Genomic DNA, 18,906 nt, shown 5'->3' on the forward strand with positions numbered 1-18,906 from the left:
CCGGTTCCGCAGACCGGGCGTCGGCGCACCGCCTACCGTCAGATCAGGACCTGTGAGGGTGGGACTGGCGATGGCTGACGAGCACCCGGCGAAACCACGGCGCTGGAGCGGGCGCCGCCACGCACCGAGCGGCCCGGACCCGGCGCTGCGGGCGGCCCGTGATCCGGCCCGCCCGCACCGGGGCGGCCGGCAGGGCGTCGTGGTGCCCGAACGCGTGCCCACGCCGACCCGCTCGGGGCCGCCGGCCAGCCCGCTGCGCCGCTGGCTCTTTCAGCACCAGGTGCAGCCGCCCGGCCCGGAGGCGACCGAGGGACAGAACCGTCGGCACGCCTGGTGGCAGGTGATGTGCCTGACCGGCGTGGACTACTTCTCCACGCTGTCGTACCTGCCGGGCATCGCGGCGGTGGCGGCCGGGGCGCTCTCCCCGCTGGCGACCCTGTTGATCGTCGTGCTCACCCTGTTCGGGATGCTGCCGATGTACCGGCGGGTGGCCCACGAGAGCCCGCACGGTCAGGGTTCGGTGGCGATGTTGGAGCGGTTGCTGCCGTTCTGGCGGGGCAAGATCTTCGTCCTCGTGCTGCTCGGCTTCGTGGCCACCTCCTGGATCATCACGATCACCCTCTCCTCGGCCGACGCCACAGTGCACCTGCTGGAGAACCCGTACCTGCCGGACGTCCTGCACGGGTCCCTGGTACCCGTCGTGGTGACTGTGGTGCTGCTGCTCATCCTCGGCGGGGTGTTCCTGCTCGGGTTCCGCGAGGCGGTGGTGGTGGCCATCCCGCTGGTAGCGGTCTTCCTGGTGCTCAACGCGGTGATCGTCGTGGTCGCGGTGGCCCGGATCGTCGGGGACCCGGGCATCGTTTCGAACTGGACGGCCGCGGTGACCTCGACCGGTGGCGGACCGGGCCACGTGCTGCTCACCGCCGTGTTGGCGTTCCCGCTGCTGGTGCTGGGGTTGTCCGGTTTCGAGACCGGGGTCAGCATGATGCCCCTGGTGGCGGCCGACGGCCCGGACAAGCAGGCCCGGCTCGCCGCCCGGATCCGCAACACACGTCGGCTGCTCACCACCGCCGCGTTGATCATGTCGGTGTACCTGATCTCGACGACCTTCGTGACCACGGCGCTCATTCCGGCGGAGGAGTTCCGGCCGGGTGGCGGCGCGAACGGGCGGGCGCTGGCGTTCCTGGCGCACACCTACCTGGGGGAGGTGTTCGGCAGCGTCTACGACGTGAGCAGCGTGCTCATCCTCTGGTTCGCCGGCGCCTCGGCGATGGCCGGGTTGATCAACATCGTGCCGCGCTACCTGCCGTCGTACGGCATGGCGCCGGAGTGGGCGCGGGCGGTGCGCCCGGTGGTGATCGTCTACACCGTCGTCAGCGTCGCCATCACGATCGCCTTCCGCGCCGACGTCAACGCCCAGGCCGGGGCGTACGCCACCGGGATCCTGGCCATGATGGTCTCCGGGGCGGTGGCGGTGACGATCTCCGCGGCCCGTCATCACCGGCGCGGCTCCGCGATCGGCTTCACGGTGCTGACCCTGGTGCTGCTGTACGCGCTGCTGGAGAACGTCATCGAACAGCCGGACGGCATCACGATCTCCGCGCTGTTCATCCTCGGCATCATCGTGGTCTCGTTGGTCTCCCGGGTCACCCGGACCACCGAGCTGCGCGCCGAGCGGATCGAGTTCGACGAGGCGGCCCGTCGGTTCATCACCGAGTCGCTGGCGCACGACGGGCAGCTGCACCTGATCGCGAACAAGCGGCAGAAGGGGTCGGTGAAGGAGTACACGATCAAGGAGCGGGCGCAGCGCGGGATGAATCCGGTGCCCGGGGCCGCGGACGTGCTGTTCCTGGAGATCGACGTGGTCGATCCGTCGGAGTTCAGTCAGGTGCTGCGCGTGCACGGGATCGAGGTGGGCGGCTTCCGGGTGCTGCGGGCCAACAGCCCGGCCGCGCCGAACGCGATCGCCGCGATCCTGCTGGCCCTGCGGGACGCCACCGGGGTTCGGCCGCACGCGCACTTCGAGTGGTCCGAGGGCAGCCCGATCGCGCACCTGGCGCGCTACCTCATCCTGGGTCGGGGGGACACCCCGCCGGTGGTGCGGGAGATCATCCGCCGGACCGAACGGGACCCGTTGCGGCGGCCCGGCATCCACGTCGGCGGGTGACATCGATGCCGCTTTGACAGTTTTGAAGATGAAAGAGGGGACTATTCACGTTCACGCCTTCCTGTCCGTATTGCGGACCTATCGTGACGTTTGGTAGCCGGCGAACACGTCGAGCCCCCCGCGCCCGAATCGGCGCGCGGTCACGTCACGTACGCAGGAAGGTAGGCACCGTTGATGTCCACGTACCGAGAGGGAGACCGCGCGACCCGACCCAGACGGCGGTCCCGATGGTTCTTAGCCAGCGGCTTGCTGGCGGGGAGCCTGGTCGTGGGAGCGGCCGGAGCGGCCGCCGCCGCCGACCGTGCCCTCACCCTCCCCGGTCTCGCCCGGCTGACCCCGGCAGCCGATGACGACCGCCGCGACGGTGACCGGCAGGGTCCGCAGCCCGGCCCGGACGACGCGGAGCGGGCCCGCCCGACCACCCCGGGCACCGGAAAGCGGGGTGTGGTGTCGGTGCCGTGCGACGCCGCGAAGCTGGTGGCGGCGCTGGTCACTGCCAACGCCGCGGGCGGCGGCGAGCTCCGCCTCGCTCCCAAGTGCCGGTACACCCTCACCGAGGCGTTCCACGAGACCGACCAGTACGACGGCGGGATCCGGGACGCCCGGGAGGCCGCCGACGCCGCGGAGACCCCCGGGGACGCCGACGCACCGCCGCACAACCCGGCCGACGACACCGCCGGGCTGCCGGTGATCTACCAGGCCATCACGATCGACGGTGCCGGCGCCACCATCGCCCGGGCACCCCAGGCCGCCGCGTTCCGCTTCTTCACCGTCCGCGACGGCGGCGAGCTGACCCTGCGCGACATGGAACTGCACAACGGCCGCTCGGCCATCGAGGGCGGCAGCGTGCATGTGGTGCACGGCGCCACCGCCGTGGTGGAACGGGTCACCGTCACCCAGAGCACCTCGCTGTCGCCCGAGGGTGGCGGCGGCGGCATCTTCAACGACGGCAACATGCTGGTCACCGACTCTACGTTCGTGGGCAACAGCGCCGCCGGCGCCGCGGGCAAGGGCGGGGGCCTGCTCAACGGCGGCGTGCTGACGCTGAAGCGCTCGGAGTTCCACCACAACAGCGCCAACGCCTACGGCGGCGGGCTCGGCAACTACCGCGGTGCCGCCGACGTGGAGAGCGTCTCCTTCACCCGAAACAGCGCCACCCAGGGTGGTGGGCTGGCCAGCTTCTCGGCCCGGACGAAGGTCTCCGACACCGAGCTGCTGAACAACACCGCGCAGATCGGCGGCGGCGCCGCCAACTCCGACGCGGTGCTGGTGCTGCGCACGATGACGATCCGCGGCAACACGTCCACAGTCAACGGCGGCGGCATCTCGACAGTGAAGGGCCTGACGCCGATCGACGACAGCGTGATCGACGGCAACACCACCCACGGCCTCGGGGCCGGCATCTACGCCGAGAAGGCGAACCTGCTGGTCCGCGGCAGCGACGTGACCCGTAACGAGGCTGTCGGCGCCGCGTCCCAGGGCGGCGGCATCTACGCCAACGCGGGCTCGGTGGCGATCTACACCAGCAAGGTCACCCACAACGCGTCGACTGTGAAGCCCGGCGGCATCTTCGGCATGCACGCCCAAATCAAGATCGACGATGAGAGCGTGGTGGTCGAGAACGAGCCGACCAACTGCGAGGGCAGCCAGGTGCCGATCGCGCACTGCTTCCGCTGAGCGTCGACCCGCGCACCATCCCGAGCGCGTTCATCCTGAGCGCACCGCCCGTCCGGACGATCATCCGGACGGGCGGTGCGTCGTCAGGTGACGCCCACGGCCCCTCGCCGACCGCCGATCCCCGTGACCACCGACGCAGGGTTCGGTGCTGCCGCCGACCCGCTCCTCAGCACGGCGTCAACCCACCGCCCGCAGACGGCCGGCGAGGTCACCGGCGAAGAAGTCGAGGAAGCCGTCCGGGTCGGGGCCGGCGTTCTGCAGGACGATGTGGTCGAAGCCGGCCTCGACGTACGACCGGACCTTGGCGACGTGCGGTTCCGGGTCCGGGCCGATGGCGAAGAGCTGCCGGATGTGCTTCTCCTCGACGTACGCGCTGGCGGCGTCGAAGTTGACCGGGTTCGGCAGCTCGCTCATCACCTTCCAGCCGGTGACCATCCATCGGCTCGTCTGCAACACGGCCTGCACCGCCTGTTGCTCGTCGGTGGCCCAGGCCAGTGGCACCTCGGCGTAGCGCGGGCCCGCGCCCTTGGCGCGGCGGTAGTGCTCGATGATCGACGCGTCCGGTTCGGTGGCGAACAGGCCGTCGCCCAGCTCGGCGGCGAGCCGCGCCGACGCCTCACCGCTGGCCGCCACCGCGATCACCGGCAGGGTGTCCGGCAGATCGAAGACCCGGGCGTCCTCCAGTTGCAGGTGCCGTCCCTCGTACGACTGGTAGCCGCCCTGCCAGAGCAGCCGGATGATTTCCAGCGCCTCACGTAGTCGCTCGTGTCGCCCCCGCACGCTGGGGAAACCCTGCCCGACCACGTGCTCGTTGAGCCGTTCTCCGGCACCCACCCCGAGGGTGAACCGGCCGTCGGAGATCAGCGCCATGGTCGCCGCTGCCTGGGCGATGATCGCCGGGTGGTAGCGGACGGTCGGGCAGGTGACCCCGGTGGCGAGGCGCAGGGTGCTGGTCTTGGCCGCGATGGCGCCGAGCGCGCTCCAGGTGAAGGACGAGTGCCCCTGAGCGTCCAGCCACGGGTGGAAGTGGTCGCTCATCTCGACGAAGTCGAAGCCGGCCCGCTCGGCCAGTACGGCCTGCCGGATGATCTCCTGCGGGCCGTACCCCTCCGAGGCCAGCTTGTAGCCGATCTGCATGCCCACACTCCCGATCCCGTTCGCTGACTGGAAGCATCGGCCGTTCCCGTCCCCGGCGCTGACAAACGCCGTCGAACCGCAAACCAGCCTCCTAGGATGCCTTAGGCGGTGTGCGGTGGGCTACATCAAGCACGTAAGCCACCTCCAACCACCGGACACCATCACCGCACCAGCAGATCGATGACGCCCGTCAGGTCCTCCTCGCCTCCGCCCTCCGCCAGGCGGCGGCGCATCAGGTCGAAGTAGGGGAGGAGCAGTTCGGGGCTGACACCCTGCTGCTCGGCGGTGCTCAGAAAGGTGGGTGTGCCGGCCACCTGCATGGCGAGAGGGGAGACGACCCCCTTTGTGTAGTCCCCGCTGCGCAGTTGGTCGGCGGTCTGGTGAACCGCCGGGACCATCGCGACGAGCCAGTCGGCGAGCAGTGGGGCAAGTGCCGCCGGCTCGATGTCCTCCCGACGGATCAGGGCGAAGGCGTGCGCGACCCCGGCGAACATCCCGTACATGGCGCTGAGGAGAGCCACGTCGTGCAGTGCCGCGAAGCCCGCGTCCTCGCCGACGTAGGTGGTGTCGACCGGGACGCCCAGCGTCTCCCGGTGCCGTTCGTAGAGCGCCCGCGAGCCGCTGTAGAAGACGTAGCCGCCGGCGTCCGGGACACCGATCATCGGCGGGACAGCCATGATTCCACCGTCCAGGTACAGCGCGCCGCGGCTGCGGGCCCACGCCGCGCGGGCGCGGGCCTGGGCAGGGGTGCTGGTGGTCAGGTTGACCAGATCTCGGCCGGCCAGATCCACACCGGCCAGCACCTCGTCGACAGCACTGTCGTCCAACAGGCAGACGACGACCAGGGTGCTCGCCGCGACCGCCTGAGCGGCGTTGCCGGCGACCCTTGCCCCGTCGGGCGCGAGCGCTGCGGCGCGGGCCGGCGTGCGGTTCCAGACGGTGAGGGGGTAGCCGGCGGCAAGCCAGGCGCGGGTCAGCGCGGTACCCATCGCGCCGAGTCCCAGCATCGTGACGGAGGGCTTCTCCACAGTGTTCGGTTCCATGCCGATTAGGCTGGTCATCGGCCCCCAGATGATCAAGCACGCACTTCGGAGTGCGTGGTTACCCCAAGGTGAGCGAGCACGTCGGAGGGGTGGGTATGGCGACGTTGAACCGGCCGGGCACCGCAGACGGACACGCCTGCGGTATCGACACCGCGATGGAGGTGATCGGAGGCAGGTGGAAGGTGCTGATCCTCTGGGCGCTTCGCGAGCACCCCCTGCGTCGCTTCGGCGAGCTGCGTCGACTGCTTCCGGGGATCACCGAGAAGGTGCTGGCCTCTCACCTACGGGAGATGGAAGCGGACGGCGTCGTGCGCCGCGTCTCGTACGACGAGGTGCCGCCCCGCGTCGAGTATTCGTTGACCGAGGACGGCATTCGCCTCAACGACGCCCTCGAGCCACTGGCCGCCTGGGGGCGCGACCGGTCGACCGGCCCACGGTCGCGGGACGAGCCGGCGTAGTGCTCCTGCGTGACCTCGCCGAACGGCAACGGCCCGTGCCTCCTCCTTGGGGGGCACGGGCCGGTCCACGTCTGTCGTCTACTTGGAAGGCTCGGGCAGCTTGCAGTCGACCTTCGGGTTGGCGCCGATGTAGTTCAACGGCCCGGCCACGATGGTGACCAGGATCGTGCCGGCCTCGGCGCAGTTGGTGTCGTCGCCGCTGTAGTAACCGCGCTGGCCAGCGGCGATGGCGCCGATCACCAACCAGATCACGACGATGACTCCGAGAATCGAGGTGCCGCGCATCGCTGCCTCCTGAGGTATGTGGTGGATCTGAGGTGCAGCCGTTGTACCCAATCGCGTCGCGCCGCTAACGGTTGCGTGCCAGGACCCCCGCCGGATCCCCCATCCGGCCGATGCCGTCCGCCGTTGTGTACCGCCCGGGCATCCGCCGCCCGCACCGGGTAGCGCCTGTCGGCTATCGGATCGGCGACCGACCTCGCCGTCATCCGGGTGAGTGGACGTAGAACTGCCTCACGGCCCCGCCGAGGAGGACTCATGGACGCCCCGACACCGCCCCTGTACATCGACCGCCCCGAGGACGTCGCGGTCGCGGCCCGCGCGCTTGCTGGCGGCGCGATCGTCGCGGCGGCGTTCGCCAACTTCTACGTCATCGTGACGCGTCCCGACGCGGCCGCCGTACGCCGGGTCAACCTGGCCAAGGGCCGACCGGTGCACCAGGTCGGCAGCATCACCACAGCGATCGGCCGGATCCCCGGGATGTTCGACTGGACACGGATCTCACCGCGGTTGCCGGTCGGTCGGGTGCGGGCGCTGATGGACGCCCTCTACGGGGCCGGGCCGTTCGGCTTCCGCGGGCCGGCGGCGGACCGGCTCCCCGAGCACCTCACCCAGATCGACCAGGGGATGCGGACCACCCAGGTGATCGCACCGGGGCTGACCTGCCCGTCCAACGCCTTCTTCGAGCGGGCGCTCGCCGAGACCGGAACGGATCATCTCTACATCACCTCGGCGAACCGCTCCCGGCATCTCACGGGCGCGGCGGAGGAGCCGGCGCACTGGAAGGCGGGCGCTCTCGCGGCCGACTTCGCCCACCTCGACGATCTGGTGGTGCTGGTCCACCGGGACGAGGCCGCGGCCCGCGCCGCGTACCCGGGCTATCTCACCACCTCGGTCACCCTGCTCTCGTTCCACGCGCCGGAGGGCGACCTCGAAGAACCGCCGGTGCTCACGGTGGACCGGCACGGATCGCTGCACCTGGACGACGTTCGCCGCGCAGCCGCGCCACTCGGTCTGCAGGTGCGCCTGGCCGGAGGCGCCCGGGACCGGTTGCAGGTCCGGGAGTACGCCGGGGCACTGGTGTGAGCGGCTATCGCATCGGCCTGGTGGTACCCAGTTCCAACACCACAATGGAAACCGAGATCCCGGCGATGCTGCGCCGACGCGAGGTCGTCGATCCGACGGTCCGGTTCACCACCCACTCCAGCCGGGTACGGCTGCGTCAGGTGAGCGCCGACGAGTTGGCCCGGATGAACCGCTCCGCCCTGCGGTGTGCCGCGGAGTTGGCCGACGCCCGCTGCGACGTGCTCGCGTACGCCTGTCTGGTGGCGGTGATGTGCGAGGGCGCCGGCGCGCACGAGCGGGCCGAGCGGCGGTTGGGCCGCGCCGCCGGTCGCGCCGGGCACGACATGCCGGTGGTGACCAGTGCCGGCGCGCTGGTCGCCGGGCTGCGGGCGCTGGGTGCCCGCCGGGTGGCACTGATCGCGCCGTACCTTCCGCCGTTGACCGCGACGGTTGCCGCCTACCTCGCCGCGTACGGCGTACAGGTGACCGACGCGGTGAGCCTCTGCGAGCCGGACAACGTCGCGGTCGGGCGCATCCCTGCGGCGAGTCTGGTCGAGCTGGCCGCTCGTCTGGACGTGACCGACGTGGACGCGGTGGTCCTCTCCGCCTGCGTGCAGCTGCCGTCGTTGGCGGCCGTGCCGCAGGTGGAGGCCCGTCTCGGCCGCCCGGTGCTCACCGCGGCGACGGCGACGGTGCACCAACTGCTCACCGGTCTGGGTGTCGAGCCGTACGTGCCCGACGCGGGCCGGCTGTTGGCCGGCTCGGTTCCGCTGTGAATGGCGGGTTGGCTCAGTGCGGTGGTGACGGGGCCTCTGGCGCCTTGCCGTGGCTACGCCGGAAGTCCGCGTAGGCCACGCCGGCCAGCACCAGCAGCCCACCGAGGGAGGCGAACCCCGGCGGCAGGTACAGCAGGCCGGGCGCGATGGTCAGCAGCGCCAGGATCCCGCCGGGCCGGGACCACGACACCCGGCTGAACACCTCGTACTCGAAGGAGGCCCGGCCGGCCAGGAAGAGCGCCGGTCCGCCGAGGATCACCGCCAGCCAGGCGGGTGGGGTCCGCCCGGTCGGCTCGTGCAGCACCAGGTGGAAGCCGGACGCGGTGGTGACCACGCCGGCGATCATCAACAGATGGGTGTACGGGGCGCTGAACAGGAACTTGCTGGGTGACTGGGCCGCCTTGATGGCGGTCGGCAGCAGCTCGCCGGACTTGTGCACGTAGATCCGCCAGAGCAGCAGGGTGGTCAGGAACGCCACCGCGAACGCTCCGATGTTCTCGGCCTCGGTGTGCTCCATGCTGAACATGGTGCCGATCGTCAGGATGGCGTCGCCGAGCGCGATGATGAAGAACTGCTGGTAGCGCTCGGAGAGATGCTCCGCAGTGACGTTGCGCTGCTTCTCGGGCACCACCCCGAGCCCCGGCACCGGGTACGCGAGCCGGAAGCCGAGGTAGTCGATGGCGAGCGCGATGGCCCAGCACGCGATCCGGGCGTCCCCGCTGACGAAGGCGCCGATGAGCCACGGGATCGCCGAGACGACGAACCAGAGGAAGATGCGGGCCGCCCGACGCTGGGTCTGCGGTTGGCGGCGTACCGCCGGCATCAGGAACAGTCCGCGCCCCAGGTGGATCGCCACGTACGCTCCGGCGAAGACGACCCCCCGGGCGTTGAACGCCTCCGGGATCGCCGTGGTCATCAGCAGCGCGCCGAACATCACGGCGCTGATCAACAGCTTGATCTCGGTGCGTTCCGGGTCGTACAGGTCGGTGACCAGCGTGGTGATCGCCCAGGTCCACCAGACGGCGGCCAGCATGATCAGTGCTTCGGCGGCTCGGTGCCAGTCGAGCTGGTCGACCATTGCTCGCGAGATGAGCGCGAGCGCGACCACGTACACCAGGTCGAAGAAGAGTTCGAGGAGGGTGACCCGGCGTGAGGCCTCCGGGTCGCGCACCGGGGGGCGGCTGGCTCGTGGCGATCCGGGCTCCGGCGCGGCGAGGTGCACGGGTCACTCCTGCGAACCGCTCGACTCGACGGACCTGTCCGGTCCACCTGTACGGACGGTAACGAGCGGGGGAGCGCGGGAGCCCGCGTTCGCCCGCTCGTCCCCCGACCGGGTTGTGTCGGGTGGTTACCCCGCTTGCGGGGATGTCGACGGCTTCTCGCCACCACGGGGGGCGGCGAGGGCGTCGACCAGGCGGCGGGCCGAGCCGGCCAGGTTCCATCGTTGGGCCAGCTCGAGCAGCCGGTCCGGGTCGGCCGGCGCGCTCGGCAGCGCGGTGGGCAGCTCCGGCAGGGGCACGTCCAGGGCGACCCGGACCACAGTCGGCGCGACGCCCAGGTAGTCGCGGGCCGCGACCAGCTTGGCGCGCAGGCCCGGCGCGAAGGACGAGTCGGAGTCGTCGAGCGCGGCCAGGATGCCGGCGATGCTGCCGTACCGCTCGATCAGCCGGGCGGCGGTCTTGTCGCCGACGCCTGCCACCCCGGGCAACCCGTCACTAGGGTCGCCGCGCAGCGCGGCGAAGTCGGCGTACCGGTCGGCGGGCACGCCGTAGCGGGCCCGCACGGCGGCGTCGTCGCAGTCGTCGAGCTTGGCGACGCCGCGCCCGACGTAGAGCAGTCGGACCGGTCGGGCGTCGTCGACGAGTTGGAACAGGTCGCGGTCGCCGGAGACCACCTCGACCGGGCCGGGCTGGGTCACCGAGAGGGTGCCGAGCACGTCGTCCGCCTCGTAGCCGGTCGCGCCGACGGCGGTGATGCCCACCGCGGTCAGCACCTCCAGGATCATCGGCACCTGCGGGGAGAGGGTGTCCGGAACGATCTCGCCGCCCTGCGGGGCGACCCGGTGCGCCTTGTATGACGGCAGCAGGTCGACCCGCCAGGCCGGGCGCCAGTCGTAGTCCAGTGCGCAGATCATCCGGTCGGCGCCCCGCACCCGGATCAGGGTGGCGAGCATGTCGAGGAAGCCGCGCACCGCGTTGACCGGGGTGCCGTCCTCGGCCTTGGCGGCGGACTCCGGGATGCCGAAGTAGGCCCGGAAGTAGAGGCTGGCTGCGTCGATCAACAGGATCGGGGGTCGGTGTGCCACGCCGGACAGCCTGGCACAACCGTCCGACGATCTGGCGTACGCCCGGCCGCGCCGGTGCTGTCAGCGTCGCTCGTCGGGCTGGTAGACGGTCTCCCGCCGGGCCAGGTGCTGCACGATGTAGCTGGTCACCAGCAGCAGGATCGCCACCACCACCTCGACCCAGGCCGCGATGCCGTCGGCGACGGTGACGCCGATGATCAGCAGGACCAGGCCGACGAGGGCGAGCACCCCGGCCCACAGTTGGCGGCGACGGCGTGTCGCCACCCGATTCGCCTCGTTGCCTGCCACGTCGGTCCTCCCGGTCAGGTCGCCCGCGCGGGCGACCCGATCCCAGGCTAGGGCCGCGGGGACGCGCCTTGCCGGAAAACGACGGTGCGGGCTGGTCGCCGCGCGCCGTGGACTGCGTGGAGCGCGGTCAGCGTCACCGCGTCGACCGCCGACCCGACCCATGCCGGTCGTGCCGACGGTCCACCAGCGCCGGAACACCCCGGCCCGTTCGTCGACGTGCAGGTCGCCGACCCCCGTTCGCCGGGCCAGTGCATTCCAATCTGGAACCGACTATAGTCGGACGGAACCAACGGAGGTAGCCGGTGCGGCGAGAGGATCTTGCCGATGCGGACTGCGGCATCGCGCAGGCGCTCGGCGTACTGGGGGACTGGTGGACCTTCCTCATCGTGCGTGACGTCGCCGGCGGGACGACCCGCTTCGACGCGCTCCAACGCGAGCTGGGCGTCAGCCGTCGGGCGCTGACCGAGCGCCTCACCGCCCTGGTTGAGCACGGTGTGCTGGAGCGCAGACCGTACTCGCGACACCCACCGCGGTACGACTATCTGCTCACCACGAGGGGCGAGGGGCTGTTGCCGGTGCTGATCGCGCTGCAGGACTGGGGAACGAGGCACCTGATGGGCGACGGTGACGTGACAGCGACGGCCGACGCCGGCTCGGCCGAGGCGCGCCGCGCGCACGACCTGGTCGGCCGACGGTTGCCCGAGGTCGTCCTGCCCGCCGCCGACGGGCAATCGGTGGCGGTGGCCGCGACGGATGCGTGGACGGTCCTCTACCTGTTCCCCGGGGCGTACGCGCCGGGGACGCAGGGCTATCCGCCCGGCTGGGCGGAGATTCCCGGCGCCCGGGGGTGCACCCTGGAGTCGACCACGTACGCCAAGCGTCATCCGGACTTCGTGGCAGCAGGTGTCCGGGTGTACGGCGTCAGCACCCAGCGGCCCGACCAGCTCGCCGACTTCGCCGCGTACGCCGAACTGCCGTTCCCGCTGCTGTCGGACGAGGACGGTCGGCTGGGGGCGGGGCTGCTGCTGCCGGTGTTCCGCGCGAGTGGGATGACCCGGTTCAAGCGGCTGACCCTGCTGGTCGACCCGACGGCGGTGGTGCGGGCCGTGCAGTTCCCGGTGACCGACCCGGCCGGCTCGGTGCAGGAGATGCTCACAGCGGTCGGTGAGCACGCGCGAGCCCCCGGCTGACGCCTTCGCGTCGACGACCGGGGGCCCTACGAGCCAGCTGGGCCGGGGACCCTGTGGGCGCGGCGTCAGGCCGGGAGCGTCCAGCGCTGGTTGGCGCCGGCGAAGCAGTCCCAGATCTGCAACCGGGTGCCGTCGGCGGAGCTGTTGTCGCTGGCGTCGAGGCACTTGTTCGACTGCGGGTTGCGCAGCGTGCCGTTGGACTGCGCCTGCCAGACCTGCGCGCCGCTGCCGTTGCAGTCCCAGAGTTGGACCTTCGCCCCGTTGGCGGTGGAGCCACTGGTGATGTCGGCGCACTTGCCGAGGGCCCGCAGCGTGCTGTCGCTGGCCACGGTCCAGGTCTGCGCGTTGGTGCCGTTGCAGCCCCAGAGCTGGATGGCGGCGCCGTTGGCGCTGCTCGCCGAGGCCACGTCGACGCACTTGCCGGCGATGCCCGTGATCCGGCCGGTGCGGCCGGTCGGCGGCGGGGTGGTGCCGCCCATGATGGTGTCGTACATGGCGCTGAGCAGTGAGGTCGAGCCGCTGGTGTCCTGCGACAGCTCCCAGTTCATCACGCCGCCGGCGTTGGCCAGCGCCCACTGCGTCTTACGCTTGACTGTCGGGATGCCGTTCCAGCACTGCTGGCTGCCGCCGATGGTGGCGCAGTCCCGGTTGGCGTTCGCCGGGTCGAGTCCGACCAGGTACGAGTAGTTGTAGTAGACGGGGCGGCTGTAGAACGGGATGCCGAGGACGGCCTTGCTGGCCGGCAGGCCGCGGGCCTTCCACAGGTTGATGCTGTTGATCGACCAGTCGTAGTTGGCGTGCGGGCTGCCGCCGTCGTAGGCCATGATGTTGAGCCAGTCGACCTGGTTGAACACTGCCGGCTGCACGCCGTCGACGGAGTAGCCCTCGCTGACCACTGCGGCGGTGAGCAGCTTGCCGCGACTGTGCAGGGCGCTGCTGAGCTGCGTCATGAGCGCCGTGTAGTTGTTGGCCGAGGCGCCCGGGTCGGGGTACTCCCAGTCCATGTCGACACCGTCGAGGTTGTACTGGTTGACGAAACTGATCAGGTTGTTGACGAAGTTGGTGCGACTGGTGGCGTTGGCGGCGAGCGTCTCGAAGGCCGAGTCGTTGCCGTCGTTCCAGCCGCCGACGGCGATGGAGACCTTGACGTTGTTGGCGTGCCCCTGCGACACCAGCGAGGAGAGTCGAGCCCCGTCCACCCCTTGCAGGGTGCCGTTGCTGTTGGGCAGGACGAAGGCGTAGTTGATGTGGGTGAGCTTGTTGTACTGGATGGTGTTGATGTTGCCGGCCCAGGAGGGCATGTAGCCGACGCTCTTGAAGTTGTTCGGCAGCACCACGGCCTGCGCGGCGGTGGGAATGACGGTGAGGGTGGCGCCGGCCGTGGCCAGCGCGAGTAGGCCGGCGGCGAGGGCGCGGCGCAGTGGTGAGGACATCGGGGGCCTTCCCGTGGGCGGGGGACGACACCCGCCCGCGCAGGGTTGTCGCGGGCGGGGGGGTGCGGGGACGCAGGGACGGGTGGGCCTCGAGGCAGCCAAATCTTAAAGAGTGTTAACTGTCCGAGTCAATCAACGTCGATGGATTTCCGACGATCGGTGTCGATATGGGGTTTGCCCAAACGACCGTTAAGCTGACGGGGTGGGAATCGACGAGCTGTATCCGCCGGATCGGTTGATCGCCGCGCAGCGCGCGACAGCCGCCGCCGGGCTGGACGCCCTCCTGCTCACGCCCGGCTCCGACCTGCGGTATCTGACCGGGTACGACGCCCACGCGGGGGAACGGCTGACCTGCCTGGTGCTGCCCGCCGAGGGTGAGCCGACCCTCGTCGTGCCCCGGCTCGAACGCCCGGCCGCGGAGGCGTCCCCGGCGCCGGCCACCGGAGTACGCATCGTCGACCACGCCGACGGCAGCGACCCGTACCCCCTGGTTGTCGCCGCCCTCGACGGCCCGGTCGCGGCGGTCGGGCTCGCCGACCGGATGTGGGCCGAGCAGGTCCTCGGCCTGCGCGCGGCGCTCCCCGACGCCGCCCAACGGCTCGCCGGGGAGGTGCTGCGCGAGTTGCGGATCCGCAAGTCCCCGGCGGAGGTCGCGGCGCTCACCGAGGCCGGCGCGGCGATCGACGAGGTACACCTGCGGATGGGCGAGTGGCTGCGCCCCGGTCGCACCGAGGCCGAGGTCGCCACCGACATCGCCGCGGCGATCCGCGCCGCCGGGCACGTCACCGTCGACTTCGTCATCGTGGCGGCCGGGCCCAACGGAGCCAGCCCGCACCACGGCACCTCCGACCGGCCGATCGGCGTCGGTGAGCCGGTGGTGGTCGACATCGGCGGCACGATGGCGTCGGGCTACCGCTCGGACTGCACCCGCACCTACCTGGCGGGCGGGTCGGCGCCGGCCGACTTCCTGGACTACTACGCGGTGCTGCGCGACGCGCAACGCGCCGCCGTCGAGGCGGTGCGGCCAGGGATCACCGCCGCGGCGGCCGACGCCGCGGCCCGAGCGCCGATCGCCGCCGCGGGCTACGGTCCCGCGTTCCTGCACCGCACCGGCCACGGCATCGGCCTGGACGGGCACGAGGAGCCGTACCTGGTGGCCGGCAACGACCGACCCCTTGAGGCCGGCATGGCGTTCTCCATCGAACCGGGCATCTACCTGGCGGGCCGGCACGGCGCCCGCATCGAGGACATCGTCGTCTGCACAACGGACGGCGTGCAACGGCTCAACACCACCCCCACGGAGCTCATCGCGCTATGACTGTCGACCGGATCCTCCCCACCGACGAGGCCCACGACCTGCTGGGTCTCGCCACCGAGCTCGCCGACGGCGAGCTCGCGCCGAAGGCCGCGGCCTTCGAGGAACGCGCCGAGTTCCCCCGCGAGGTGCTGCGCACGCTGGGCCGCGCCGGCCTGCTCGGCCTGCCCTACCCCGAGGAGTACGGCGGCGCGGCGCAGCCGTACGAGGTGTACCTGCAGGTGCTGGAGATCCTGGCCAGCCGGTGGCTCGCTGTCGCCGAGGCGGTCAGCGTGCACACCCTGTCCTGCTACCCGGTGGCGGCGTTCGGCAGCGACGAGCAGCGCAAGCTCCTGCCGGACATGCTCGGTGGCGAGTTGCTGGGCGCGTACTGCCTCTCCGAGCCGCAGGGGGGCTCGGACGCGGCGGCGCTGACCACCCGGGCGGATCGCGACGGCGACGCGTACCTGGTCTCCGGCACCAAGGCCTGGATCACCCACGCCCGCACCGCCGACTTCTACAACGTCTTCTGCCGCACCGGCGGCCCGGGTCCGAAGGGGATCTCCTGCCTGCTCGCCGACGCAGGCACGGCCGGCATCACCCCGCAGGCGGCCGAGCGGACGATGGGACTGCGCGCCTCCCCGGTGGCGCAGATCGCCTTCGACGAGGCGCGGGTGCCGGCCGACCGGTTGATCGGCGGCGAGGGGATGGGCTTCACCATCGCGATGTCCGCGCTGGACTCCGGCCGGCTGGGCATCGCGGCGTGCGCGGTCGGGCTGGCCCAGGCCGCCCTGGACTACGCGGTCTCCTACGCCAGGGAGCGGCAGCAGTTCGGGCGCTCCATCATCGACTTCCAGGGGCTGGGGTTCCTCCTCGCCGACGCGGCCACCCAGATCTCCGCCGCCCGCGCGCTGACCCTGGCGGCGGCCCGGCTGCGCGACGCCGGCCGCCCGTATTCGATCGAGGCGGCCAAGGCGAAGCTCTTCGCCACCGACATGGCGATGCGGGTGACCACCGACGCGGTGCAGGTGCTCGGCGGCGCGGGTTACGTGGCCGACCACCCGGTGGAGCGGTACATGCGGGAGGCGAAGGTGTTGCAGATCGTGGAGGGCACCAACCAGATCCAGCGGATGGTGATCTCCCGGGCCCTGGCCAAGGGCTGACGACGCTACGTGGTGGTGGGGCTGCGGTGGGTGCGGCACGGCACACCGCGGCCCGCCACTCGGGTACCTCGTCGCCGAGCGACGGTTTTCCCGGTAGGTTGCACGCCGTGGAGGAGATCGACCGCGCTATCGTCGCCGCGCTGACCGCCGACGGCCGTCTGTCGTACACCGATCTGGCCGAGCGGGTGGGGCTGTCGGTGTCCGCCGTGCACCAGCGGGTCCGTCGGCTGGAGCAGCGCGGGGTGATCAAGGGGTACGCCGCCCGGGTGTCGTTCGAGGCGCTGGAGTTGCCGCTGACCGCGTTCGTGGCGATCCGGCCGTTCGATCCGTCGCAGCCGGACGACGCCCCGGAGCGGCTGGCCCACCTGCCGGAGATCGACTCCTGCTATTCGGTGGCGGGGGAGGACTTCTACCTGCTGCTGGTGCGGGTGGCCAGCCCCACCGACCTGGAGCGGGTGCTCCAGGAGATCCGCACCTCGGCGAACGTCACGACCCGGACGACAGTGGTGTTGTCCACGCCGTACGAGAACCGGCCGCCGAAGATCAGCTCTGCGGCACCGGGTCGGTCGCGGTCCCGGGCGCCGGAGGAGCCGGCTGGTTCCACCGCAGGATGACCTGCCGGCCGTGTTCGTGACCGAGCGCGCTGACCGTGGCGGTCTCCAGCCGTAACCGCCCACCGGCGGACGGGGGCAGGCCGATCCAGCGGGCACCGAGCACCCGCAGGCTGTGCGCGTGCCCGACCAGGGCTACTGTGCCACGGTCGAGCAGCGGGGTGACGCGGGCCAGCACCCGGTCGAGCCGTTCGCCCACCTGCGCGGGGGACTCCCCGCCGGGGCAGCCGTCGGTCCAGATGTTCCAGTGCGGGTCGTCGTCGTGGATGTCGACTGTGGTGCGGCCCTCGTACTCGCCGTAGTTCCACTCGCTGAGGTCCTCGTCGACGGCGTCGACGGTGAGCCCGGCCAGTTGCGCGGTGCGCAGCGCCCGGGAGCGGGGGCTGGTCAGCACTGTGACGAAGCGCCGGCCGGCCAGGAACGCGGCCAGGGTGCGGGCCTGTCGCTCGCCGTCGGGGGTCAGCTCCAGGTCGGTGTACGAGGTGTGCCGCAGGCTGGCGCTCCAGGTGGTCTCGCCGTGCCGGATCAGCAGGAGCTCTCCCATGCGGTCAGTTAACCATCGTGGGGCGGTGCCGACAGGCGACCCTCCCACTACCTATCTTCCTAGGATGCTCTAGCGGGTGTGCCGACCGGCACCGCCGGTTTCGGCACCCGCAGACCGGGCAAGCGAGCCGGGACAACCGCCAGACCGAGGAGGCGCGATGAGCTTCACCGAGAAGGCAAAGAACAAGGCTGAGCAACTGGCCGGCGCCGCGAGAGAGCGCGTCGGCGACATGACCGACAACGAGCGGATGCGTGGCGAGGGCGCCAGCCAGCAGAGCGACGCGCGCGCCAAGCAGGCCGGTCAGAACGTCAAGGACGCTGGTCGCAACGTGAAGGACTCCTTCACGAAGTGACCCGAGCGGTCCACGGGGTCCCCGGGCGCGCCGTCGCCCGGGGACCGTCGTGCTGCGACCCCGGGCCCAGGGCCTTCCTGTCGCGATCTTGCGGGTTTGGCGCGGCCTCTGGGGCTTCCATGACCGGAGGCAGGGTCGGCACGGGGCAATGAGGGTGGCTCGCGTTTGGGATGATCGGCGGCGTGAATCTCGCTCGGCTCCGTCCCCTGTGGTGTGGCGTAATCGCGGCGGTGGCCGTTGTCGGCGGTGCCGCGTGTACGGCGTCTCGGGTGCCACCGCCGGACCGGCCGGTCTTCGTCGGGTCGTCGGCCTCGTCGACCCCGGCCGGTGTGCCGTCGGGCGACGCCTCGTCGGAGGTGCCGTCGACGGGCGTCTCTCCGGCGGTGCCGCCGAGCACCGTCTCGTCGCCGCCGGTGGTTGCGACGGTGCCGGGCGCGACGCCGATCGGGGCCAGGGCGCCGGTGGTGGATCACGGCCCGCGTACCGGGGCCACTGTCGCGCTGACCTTCGACGCGGACATGACCGACGGGATGTTGGCCAGCCTGCGGGCCGGCCGGGTGAAGTCGTACGCGAACCTGCGCATCCTCGACCTGCTGGAGCGGGAGCAGGTGCCGGCGACGTTCTTCCTGACCGGCAAGTGGGTCAAGCGGTATCCGGACGTGACCCGGCGGATCGCCGGCAATCCGCGCTTCGAGTTGGCCAACCACACCTACGGGCACGCGGCGTTCACCGCCGACTGTTACGACCTGCCCCGGCTGCCGGTCGACGAGCTGGCCGGCGATGTGGCGAAGACGTTCGAGGTGATCGCGCCGTACGGGGGTCGGCAGACCCGGTACTTCCGGTTTCCCGGGTTGTGCCATGACGCGGCGGCGTTGGACGCGTTGGCGCCGTTGGGCGTGACCGTGGTCGACGGGGACGTGGTCAGCGGCGATCCGTTCGCGACGGCGTGGAAGCCGTTGGTGCGGGCGGTGTTGGACCACGTTCGCCCCGGGTCGGTGGTGATCATGCATGTGACCGAGGCGAACGCAGCGATGACGGATGAGGCGTTGCCACACATCCTGGCCGGGTTGCGGGAGCGAGGGCTGGTGCCCGCGCCGTTGTCCGAGGTGCTGGCCGAGGGCTGA

At 71.3% G+C, this 18,906-nt stretch carries 19 protein-coding genes; 11 read left to right on the forward strand and 8 right to left on the reverse strand.

The annotated features are described in order from the left end of the window. Positions 1–70 precede the first annotated feature (70 nt). Both MED01_RS23310 and MED01_RS23315 read left to right on the forward strand, forming a co-directional pair. Positions 71–2,167, forward strand: a complete 2,097-nt coding sequence (locus MED01_RS23310) for an APC family permease (RefSeq protein WP_238670694.1) — start codon at positions 71–73, stop codon at positions 2,165–2,167. A gap of 174 nt (positions 2,168–2,341) precedes the next feature. Then, the gene (locus MED01_RS23315; protein ID WP_238670695.1) at positions 2,342–3,844 is read left to right on the forward strand and encodes a right-handed parallel beta-helix repeat-containing protein; all 1,503 of its coding nucleotides are present in this window, start codon (positions 2,342–2,344) and stop codon (positions 3,842–3,844) included. Between the two features lie 177 nt (positions 3,845–4,021). Here the strand turns inward: MED01_RS23315 and MED01_RS23320 are convergent, their stop codons facing one another. Both MED01_RS23320 and MED01_RS23325 read right to left on the reverse strand, forming a co-directional pair. Continuing rightward, entirely contained in the window at positions 4,022–4,981 is a 960-nt protein-coding gene (locus MED01_RS23320) for a TIGR03557 family F420-dependent LLM class oxidoreductase (protein ID WP_238670696.1), read from the reverse strand. A 161-nt stretch (positions 4,982–5,142) separates the two neighbouring features. After that, complete coding sequence (locus MED01_RS23325; RefSeq protein WP_238670697.1) at positions 5,143–6,024, reverse strand: NAD(P)-dependent oxidoreductase; 882 nt, start codon at positions 6,022–6,024, stop codon at positions 5,143–5,145. 95 nt (positions 6,025–6,119) lie between these two features. Here MED01_RS23325 and MED01_RS23330 point away from each other — a divergent pair, with 95 nt between their 5' ends. Next, on the forward strand, positions 6,120–6,482 hold the full coding sequence (locus tag MED01_RS23330) for a winged helix-turn-helix transcriptional regulator (RefSeq protein WP_238670698.1): 363 nt from the start codon (positions 6,120–6,122) through the stop codon (positions 6,480–6,482). A gap of 78 nt (positions 6,483–6,560) precedes the next feature. Here the strand turns inward: MED01_RS23330 and MED01_RS23335 are convergent, their stop codons facing one another. Continuing rightward, a complete protein-coding gene (locus tag MED01_RS23335; RefSeq protein ID WP_030327576.1) occupies positions 6,561–6,767 on the reverse strand; it encodes a hypothetical protein in 207 nt (68 codons plus the stop codon). 252 nt (positions 6,768–7,019) lie between these two features. On the opposite strand from MED01_RS23335, the gene MED01_RS23340 reads away from it, so the two are divergent. Beyond that, positions 7,020–7,847, forward strand: a complete 828-nt coding sequence (locus tag MED01_RS23340) for a hypothetical protein (RefSeq protein ID WP_238670699.1) — start codon at positions 7,020–7,022, stop codon at positions 7,845–7,847. 44 nt (positions 7,848–7,891) lie between these two features. Next, positions 7,892–8,602, forward strand: coding sequence for a maleate cis-trans isomerase family protein (locus MED01_RS23345; RefSeq protein ID WP_238670700.1), 711 nt, complete (start codon positions 7,892–7,894; stop codon positions 8,600–8,602). 13 nt (positions 8,603–8,615) lie between these two features. Here MED01_RS23345 and MED01_RS23350 read toward each other — a convergent pair whose 3' ends face one another. The 3 genes from MED01_RS23350 to MED01_RS23360 form a co-directional block, all read right to left on the reverse strand. Continuing rightward, entirely contained in the window at positions 8,616–9,773 is a 1,158-nt protein-coding gene (locus tag MED01_RS23350; RefSeq protein WP_238670701.1) for a low temperature requirement protein A, read from the reverse strand. 177 nt (positions 9,774–9,950) lie between these two features. Next, positions 9,951–10,907: a 5'-3' exonuclease gene (locus MED01_RS23355; RefSeq protein ID WP_238670702.1), complete on the reverse strand. Its 957-nt coding sequence runs from the start codon at positions 10,905–10,907 to the stop codon at positions 9,951–9,953. Positions 10,908–10,967: 60 nt separating this feature from the next. Further along, positions 10,968–11,195, reverse strand: coding sequence for a hypothetical protein (locus tag MED01_RS23360; RefSeq protein WP_238670703.1), 228 nt, complete (start codon positions 11,193–11,195; stop codon positions 10,968–10,970). A gap of 302 nt (positions 11,196–11,497) precedes the next feature. On the opposite strand from MED01_RS23360, the gene MED01_RS23365 reads away from it, so the two are divergent. Then, positions 11,498–12,385, forward strand: a complete 888-nt coding sequence (locus tag MED01_RS23365) for a winged helix-turn-helix transcriptional regulator (protein WP_238670704.1) — start codon at positions 11,498–11,500, stop codon at positions 12,383–12,385. A 65-nt stretch (positions 12,386–12,450) separates the two neighbouring features. Here MED01_RS23365 and MED01_RS23370 read toward each other — a convergent pair whose 3' ends face one another. Beyond that, entirely contained in the window at positions 12,451–13,818 is a 1,368-nt protein-coding gene (locus MED01_RS23370) for a glycosyl hydrolase family 18 protein (protein ID WP_238670705.1), read from the reverse strand. Between the two features lie 202 nt (positions 13,819–14,020). On the opposite strand from MED01_RS23370, the gene MED01_RS23375 reads away from it, so the two are divergent. The 3 genes from MED01_RS23375 (at position 14,021) to MED01_RS23385 (ending at position 16,889) form a co-directional block, all read left to right on the forward strand. Beyond that, a complete protein-coding gene (locus MED01_RS23375; RefSeq protein ID WP_238670706.1) occupies positions 14,021–15,136 on the forward strand; it encodes a M24 family metallopeptidase in 1,116 nt (371 codons plus the stop codon). Then, on the forward strand, positions 15,133–16,275 hold the full coding sequence (locus MED01_RS23380) for an acyl-CoA dehydrogenase family protein (RefSeq protein WP_112588011.1): 1,143 nt from the start codon (positions 15,133–15,135) through the stop codon (positions 16,273–16,275). The genes MED01_RS23375 and MED01_RS23380 overlap by 4 nt, the downstream gene beginning before the upstream one ends. A 107-nt stretch (positions 16,276–16,382) precedes the next feature. After that, on the forward strand, positions 16,383–16,889 hold the full coding sequence (locus tag MED01_RS23385; protein WP_238670707.1) for an Lrp/AsnC family transcriptional regulator: 507 nt from the start codon (positions 16,383–16,385) through the stop codon (positions 16,887–16,889). Here MED01_RS23385 and MED01_RS23390 read toward each other — a convergent pair. Next, positions 16,819–17,430: a histidine phosphatase family protein gene (locus MED01_RS23390; RefSeq protein WP_238670708.1), complete on the reverse strand. Its 612-nt coding sequence runs from the start codon at positions 17,428–17,430 to the stop codon at positions 16,819–16,821. The two genes, MED01_RS23385 and MED01_RS23390, sit on opposite strands and share 71 nt — an antisense overlap. Positions 17,431–17,587: 157 nt before the next feature. On the opposite strand from MED01_RS23390, the gene MED01_RS23395 reads away from it, so the two are divergent. After that, positions 17,588–17,782 (forward strand): CsbD family protein, encoded by a 195-nt coding sequence (locus tag MED01_RS23395; protein WP_238670709.1) that lies wholly within the window; start codon positions 17,588–17,590, stop codon positions 17,780–17,782. A 269-nt stretch (positions 17,783–18,051) separates the two neighbouring features. After that, the gene (locus tag MED01_RS23400; RefSeq protein ID WP_238670710.1) at positions 18,052–18,906 is read left to right on the forward strand and encodes a polysaccharide deacetylase family protein; all 855 of its coding nucleotides are present in this window, start codon (positions 18,052–18,054) and stop codon (positions 18,904–18,906) included.

Source organism: Micromonospora alfalfae (genome assembly GCF_022230925.1).
Classification (GTDB): Bacteria; Actinomycetota; Actinomycetes; order Mycobacteriales; family Micromonosporaceae; genus Micromonospora; species Micromonospora alfalfae.

Bases quoted from the DNA above. Each gene is read 5' to 3' on its own strand.
- MED01_RS23395 (WP_238670709.1), top strand. From the start codon at position 17,588: ATGAGCTTCACCGAGAAGGCAAAGAACAAGGCTGAGCAACTGGCCGGC.
- MED01_RS23330 (WP_238670698.1), top strand. From the start codon at position 6,120: ATGGCGACGTTGAACCGGCCGGGCACCGCAGACGGACACGCCTGCGGT.
- MED01_RS23325 (WP_238670697.1), bottom strand. From the start codon at position 6,024: ATGGAACCGAACACTGTGGAGAAGCCCTCCGTCACGATGCTGGGACTC.
- MED01_RS23315 (WP_238670695.1), top strand. From the start codon at position 2,342: ATGTCCACGTACCGAGAGGGAGACCGCGCGACCCGACCCAGACGGCGG.
- MED01_RS23335 (WP_030327576.1), bottom strand. From the start codon at position 6,767: ATGCGCGGCACCTCGATTCTCGGAGTCATCGTCGTGATCTGGTTGGTG.
- MED01_RS23390 (WP_238670708.1), bottom strand. From the start codon at position 17,430: ATGGGAGAGCTCCTGCTGATCCGGCACGGCGAGACCACCTGGAGCGCC.
- MED01_RS23320 (WP_238670696.1), bottom strand. From the start codon at position 4,981: ATGCAGATCGGCTACAAGCTGGCCTCGGAGGGGTACGGCCCGCAGGAG.
- MED01_RS23380 (WP_112588011.1), top strand. From the start codon at position 15,133: ATGACTGTCGACCGGATCCTCCCCACCGACGAGGCCCACGACCTGCTG.
- MED01_RS23340 (WP_238670699.1), top strand. From the start codon at position 7,020: ATGGACGCCCCGACACCGCCCCTGTACATCGACCGCCCCGAGGACGTC.
- MED01_RS23345 (WP_238670700.1), top strand. From the start codon at position 7,892: ATGGAAACCGAGATCCCGGCGATGCTGCGCCGACGCGAGGTCGTCGAT.
- MED01_RS23370 (WP_238670705.1), bottom strand. From the start codon at position 13,818: ATGTCCTCACCACTGCGCCGCGCCCTCGCCGCCGGCCTACTCGCGCTG.
- MED01_RS23310 (WP_238670694.1), top strand. From the start codon at position 71: ATGGCTGACGAGCACCCGGCGAAACCACGGCGCTGGAGCGGGCGCCGC.